5 protein-coding genes and 1 pseudogene are annotated in these 4,617 nt (G+C 38.6%); all 6 read left to right on the top strand.

Annotated elements, in window-relative coordinates; genetic code table 11:
- Positions 1 to 134 precede the first annotated feature (134 nt).
- A complete protein-coding gene (locus tag ACTWQB_RS16735; RefSeq protein ID WP_443140300.1) occupies positions 135 to 410 on the top strand; it encodes a helix-turn-helix domain-containing protein in 276 nt (91 codons plus the stop codon).
- A 460-nt stretch (positions 411 to 870) separates the two neighbouring features.
- A complete protein-coding gene (locus ACTWQB_RS16730; RefSeq protein ID WP_443140299.1) occupies positions 871 to 1,086 on the top strand; it encodes a hypothetical protein in 216 nt (71 codons plus the stop codon).
- Positions 1,087 to 1,415: 329 nt separating this feature from the next.
- Positions 1,416 to 2,198: a hypothetical protein gene (locus ACTWQB_RS16725; protein ID WP_443140298.1), complete on the top strand. Its 783-nt coding sequence runs from the start codon at positions 1,416 to 1,418 to the stop codon at positions 2,196 to 2,198.
- A 442-nt stretch (positions 2,199 to 2,640) separates the two neighbouring features.
- A complete protein-coding gene (locus ACTWQB_RS16720; RefSeq protein WP_443140297.1) occupies positions 2,641 to 3,081 on the top strand; it encodes a hypothetical protein in 441 nt (146 codons plus the stop codon).
- Complete coding sequence (locus ACTWQB_RS16715; RefSeq protein WP_443140296.1) at positions 3,074 to 4,171, top strand: BRCT domain-containing protein; 1,098 nt, start codon at positions 3,074 to 3,076, stop codon at positions 4,169 to 4,171. Before ACTWQB_RS16720 ends, ACTWQB_RS16715 begins: the two co-directional genes overlap by 8 nt.
- Positions 4,172 to 4,490: 319 nt before the next feature.
- Positions 4,491 to 4,617 (top strand): annotated as a pseudogene (locus ACTWQB_RS16710) (50S ribosomal protein L19); the annotation flags it as partial.

Genomic DNA, 4,617 nt, shown 5'->3' with positions numbered 1-4,617 from the left:
CCCAAATGATCCTAAGACCATTATCTAGGAACATCTCGAGACGTCCAAGACTTTTGACTATATTCAGCAGGAAATGCAAGAAAATCTGGGCTCAAATGATAGGCCCTAAACATAATATACGAGGGGGTTGGATCATGGAATGGGATAACATAAAACTAAACAAGGTCAGGAAAGCGTTAGGGTTATCTCTAGCTGAAATGGGCGCCCTACTAAATATGAGTGGGGTAAGCGTCCACCACGTTGAGCGAGGTAACTATGTACTACAACCGCAATACGTCGACTCATTAGAGAAGATATACGGCTTAACACCTGAAAAGGTCACACTATTAATGGACCACTACGACGCCGAACGGTCAGCGGTCGGCGACAAAGAAAGGGCAATTGTAAAACTAAAAAAGGTAATCAAGTAGGCGCCAGCCAAGTGCTAGGCGTTTTTAAATGGACATTTATGTTTGAAAATTCTGAATAATAAGGGGCGTATAAAGACATGAGTTATCACGATAAAGAGGAACAGGAGACGATTTACAACTACGACGCAATAGACGACGTGTGGCGAGTCTACTCAACCTACCCGCCACATATTCGCAAAATCCTTAACCGTAGTCACAACGTAACAGTCACGGAAAAGGACGACACCGGTCGAGTGGTTCGCGTTGAGGGGTGCGCCGAGCCGGAGCAAGTTAGACTGTACAGACGTTGAAAAAACAGGGGGCAGGACGGCAAATTTTCGATATTAATAGATTAGACGACCTATACGTCTAAGAACGAGGCAAAAGGTTAAAAAACACCGTGCTGCCCCCTATAAATTCAGTAAAAAACTGTTGAATACACTGAGTTTGAACGTAAGCGACAAAGAGGGGGAGCGAGTTAGTGGCACTAAGGAATGTAAAAGTAGTTGATAAAGGCGAAAAACCTCGATTTATGGACAGAGACGTATTCGATAAATCAAGCGACATAACCGTATTCAACCTGTACGAGCAAAGTTGGGCGACGTTAGTAGAGCGTGGGTTGGCGCACATATTTAATCACGATCAATGCGAGTTTGAACGTAGAAAGGGGCGAGCTTATGACACTATTCAACCGTGACAAGGTTGGCGAAGTGACTGACGACACGCTAAAGGGCGAAGGCGTTGTTATAGCCGATGTTCGTATCAAACGTTTAGACCGGCAGACAAAAGACGTAACGGCGGTTCTAGTAGAGTGCTCGACAGGTCAGACCGTCTTAAAAATAACGTTCACGGTAAGCAGTAAGTCAGACTTCGCAATATACAACGATTGCAAGGACATGATCGAGCAGTACGTAAAGAGTAACGACTATGTATTGGACGAAAACATCACGACAAATGGAGACATACCGTCAGTTAGAACGGTTAGCAAACGTACGAGGTAAAACTAAACTAAAGGGGAGATTTACAATGACAAACGTATTTATCAAGGAATCAATTTCAGTAGCAGGTAACAATTTTGGCAAGGATCAGGTCTATGACTTAGAAGGGTCCGAGTTGCAGAGGGTGTTAGAAACAGGACAAGCCATACGTTTTGAAGTTCCGGAGATTGACGCTTATAGTCAAAAAGTCGACAACGCCGTTAGCAAGTATAAGAAGGGTGTTCAGAAGATCGAGCAAAGTAAGGACCCTAGATACCAGGATTCCACCTTCAAAGCCGAGGCAATTAACAAGTTAAAGGACGAGTTGAAAGAGGAGGTCAACGCCACACAAGCCGAGTACGCAGACTTACTTGCTAACGTCCGAGAAGAATCGGCAAAGGAAGTCGCTAACAAAACCGTTAATATTTCGGACTTTGACCGCCGACAAGCCGAAATCAAGGCGAAACAGTTGGCGAGCGAAATTACGTTAGGACGGGGCGAGGGCGCACTCGACCAATTAGCCGAAGACGTTAAATACCTCGAAGAAGGGCGTAAGCAAGCGCTAGCGTTAGAGTTGCCGTCCGTCATGCAATCCGTCAAAGGCGACGAGAAACTAGAACGTAAGGTAAAAGGCATTTACGAACAGACTAAGCAAGGCGACAGTCCGGAGGCGTTATTTGCACGTGGCGTAACCGCGTTGCCAAACAAGTGTACTCACGCTTATGATCGGTTGACGTTGATTGACCGTAACTTCAAGGACGACAATAACCTAAACGTACACCGAGAAGGAAACAGATACGACCGCAACCATTACGCATACTTGCCACAGTAAATAGACGGCAGAACTACGGCAAGCGCCCCGATGAAGCGAAAGCGGAGGGGCGGTAAGTAAACCTGTCCAAGTGGCGCCAGGCGGACGCCCTACAATATCCGCCTTAATACTCTAAATAAGCGAGGGGTCAGTTATGACACGTACAAATAGAATCGTTTACTCGACGGAAGAATTTACGGAACTAGTCGCCTACGTCAAGCAAGAGGGCGGGTAGAGTTGTTAGGACGACTAACTTACGTAATGGTGGCGGTATTAAGGTAGAAATCGAGTTTGACAGAAAGTCTTAGTATTTGTATTTTTTTCTAATTATATATTCTATTCAGAATAATTGTGCTAAACTATATACTATGTATTATAAATAAATAGTGAGAATAAATTAGAAAAATTTATCAATATATGCTCAGTAAATAAATTAATATTTTTATAACTGGGGTGATCTACAATGCTACAAAAAAGAATAAATGAATTAAACAGCGCAATTTTAGAGTTTGAGGAGGATAAAGTTTATGTATGGGGATTTACTACGGAGAAAATGTTGCCCTCATACTCGAACAAAGGTTTAAAATGTTGGAGTTCTCAAGGATTATATGATATTGAGGAATTAGAATATTATAATATTAAAGACAACGCCTTAATAGTTGTGAAAAAAAGAGGTAAAGAAATTGGTAGATATCAATACAAACCAATCTATAAAGATACTGTTAAAATAAAAGATGATAACGGAAAAGAAAAATCTGTCACATTTGCAATTAGAAAAAGCACTTACACTAATCACTATCATTTATTTACAGAAAAAACATCCCTGTTATTTGAAAGCGAAAAACAATTAAAATTATACCTATTTGATGAATTTAATGTTAAATGGGGGATTAACTATGGATAATATGATTTTATTAGATATTGAAACACTCGATTTTAATGTAGAATCAGGTATTTATGAAGTTGCGTTATTAGTAGTTGAAAATGGGGAAATTATTGCCAGCGAACATATTGCAGAAGTCGAAAATGAATCATTGGTTCACTTAGGTATGGGAGAAGGCTATGCAGATATATCTAAAGATCCTTTAAAAGTGAAGCACTTTAGAAATATTATTGATACATATAAATACCCGATTGTTGCACATAACGTTCCTTTTGATCGGAAATTTTTAGTTCATTATGGTTGGTTAGATGAAGATTATGAGTGCTATGATTCAATTAGGGCAATTAAAAGTTCCAACCCTCTTTTATTTTCCTACTCGTTAGAATATCTAATTAAATTCTACGACGTTGATACTCGGTTAACACATAATGCTTTAGATGATGTCAGGGCGCTTTATGAAGTGATTATCAAAGCAAGCCCGACTAATTGGTTACCTTTATATAAGGCTTCTCCTCAAAAAATTAAAAAGATTGTAGAAACAACAGTAAGTGTGGAAGGGCAAAGTAGTATTTTTCAAGATAAGAGAATTGTTTTTACTGGAGCAAGCTCTTTCCCAAGACTACTAATGAAAGAAATTGCTTTAAAATGTGGGGCGAAAGTAACTGGTAGCGTTTCAAGTAAAACAGATTTATTAGTTTGCGGTGAACAACCAGGCAGTAAATTAGATAAGGCTAGAGAGTTGGGCATTGAAGTTCAAACAGATGAATGGTTTATTGATGCGGTATCTAAGGATTTAAATCTAGAAACAGCAACAATAACACACAATAGAATTGCGACTAGAGGAGAAACACGACCACAACTAAAAAAAATTCCTGAATTAAAAGATAAAACTGTTAATGTAGCATTGCTCCCTCTAAAGATACAAAATAAAGTAGAGAGTATTCTTCTAAATCATATGGAAGTTTCAAGAGTGAATAAAGGTTTAAATGGATATAAAGTTGATGTTATTATTTATTCAGATAATGGCGATTATGTTTTATTAAATAAAGCTGAAGAACTTCAAATAGATACAATCCCGTTATCTCAATTCAATAAAATGATATTAAATTAACCTATGTTTATAGTGTTTATAATTTTAACTCCGTTCTTAATAGATCGGGGTTTTTCTTTAGAAGATTCTCATTTTGTTGAGGATTATAGTAATGAATTTAATTATCCCTAATAGAGTTTCTTCATTATAGTGTCTCATACTAAACTGTTTTGAAATACTTAATTAAAATTTGACTTTACCATCTATAATTTCAACTAAATACTTGACGTATTCTCGTGAAGGTGTAAAATGAAAGTGGACGTGCGACCTTATATTATCAGACGTCCAAGAAACCACTTTTTAATCAACTTGTATAAACGTTATAAATAGCTCTATGGTGGGTGTAGGAGTTGAACGTACGTTCCCTGTACATTCTCCACGTCTTGATAAGATTGAAGTTACTCGTCGTGGTAAAGTACGTCGTGCGAAACTTTATTACTTACGTAACCTACGTGGTAAAGCTGCAA

The organism is Piscibacillus sp. B03, from assembly GCF_052246295.1.
In the GTDB taxonomy this organism is placed as follows: Bacteria; Bacillota; Bacilli; order Bacillales; family Alkalibacillaceae; genus Piscibacillus.
The sequence above is the reverse complement of the archived record's forward strand: the minus strand, read 5'-3'. Positions and strand labels throughout refer to the sequence as shown.

Excerpts from the sequence above, each read along its gene's own strand:
- ACTWQB_RS16715 (WP_443140296.1), top strand. The coding sequence starts at position 3,074 with ATGGATAATATGATTTTATTAGATATTGAAACACTCGATTTTAATGTA.
- ACTWQB_RS16720 (WP_443140297.1), top strand. The coding sequence starts at position 2,641 with ATGCTACAAAAAAGAATAAATGAATTAAACAGCGCAATTTTAGAGTTT.
- ACTWQB_RS16735 (WP_443140300.1), top strand. The coding sequence starts at position 135 with ATGGAATGGGATAACATAAAACTAAACAAGGTCAGGAAAGCGTTAGGG.
- ACTWQB_RS16725 (WP_443140298.1), top strand. The coding sequence starts at position 1,416 with ATGACAAACGTATTTATCAAGGAATCAATTTCAGTAGCAGGTAACAAT.